The 871-nt window shown below is 66.6% G+C and carries 1 protein-coding gene; it reads left to right on the forward strand.

Annotated elements, in window-relative coordinates; all coding sequences use genetic code 11:
- Positions 1–871, forward strand: an 871-nt coding sequence (locus FK530_RS24335; protein WP_331456372.1) for an amino acid--tRNA ligase-related protein, incomplete at both ends; no start/stop codon positions are given.

The raw sequence follows: 871 nt of genomic DNA on the forward strand, positions 1-871 counted from the left end.
GAGGACATGCGTGTGCGCAGGCGCTACCTCGACATGATCGTGCGTCCGGCCGCGCGTGAGATGGTGCGCACTCGGGCCAGGGTCGTGAAGTCGCTTCGCCAGTACTTCGACACCGCAGGTTTCGTGGAGATCGAGACGCCGATGCTCCAGGTGCTCCACGGTGGTGCCGCAGCTCGGCCGTTCAGGACCCACATGAACGCCTACGACACGGACCTCTACCTGCGCATCGCGCCCGAGCTCTACCTCAAGCGCGCCGTCGTGGGCGGGATCGACAAGGTCTTCGAGATCAACCGCAACTTCCGCAATGAGGGCGCCGACTCCTCCCACTCACCTGAGTTCACGATGCTGGAGGCCTATGAGGCCTACGGCACCTACGACACCATGGCCACGCGTACGCGGGAGTTCATCCAGAAGGCGGCTCGTGACGCGTTGGGCACCGAGGTGGTCACCCTGCCTGACGGCTCCACCTACGACCTGTCGGGCAGCTGGGACGCAATCAGCCTCTACGACTCGGTCTCGACCGCAGTGGGACGCGAGGTCTCGCCCTTCACGCCCCGTGGGGAGCTGGTCGAACTGGCCCGCGGACTCGGCGAGGAGATCCCCGACCACTACGTGCCCGGCAAGATCGTCGAGACCCTCTTCGAGAAGACGGTGGGTGACCACCTGTGGGCGCCGACCTTTGTGCGGGACTTCCCGGAGGACTCCAGCCCCCTGACGCGCCAGCACCGCTCCAAGCCGGGAGTGGTGGAGAAGTGGGACCTCTACGTGCGCGGCTTCGAGTTGGCGACGGCGTACTCGGAGTTGGTCGACCCGGTGATCCAGCGCAAGCGTTTCGAGGCGCAGGCGCTGGCGGCCGCCGAGGGCGATCCCG

This window comes from Tsukamurella conjunctivitidis (assembly GCF_007858475.1).
In the GTDB taxonomy this organism is placed as follows: domain Bacteria; phylum Actinomycetota; class Actinomycetes; order Mycobacteriales; family Mycobacteriaceae; genus Tsukamurella; species Tsukamurella conjunctivitidis.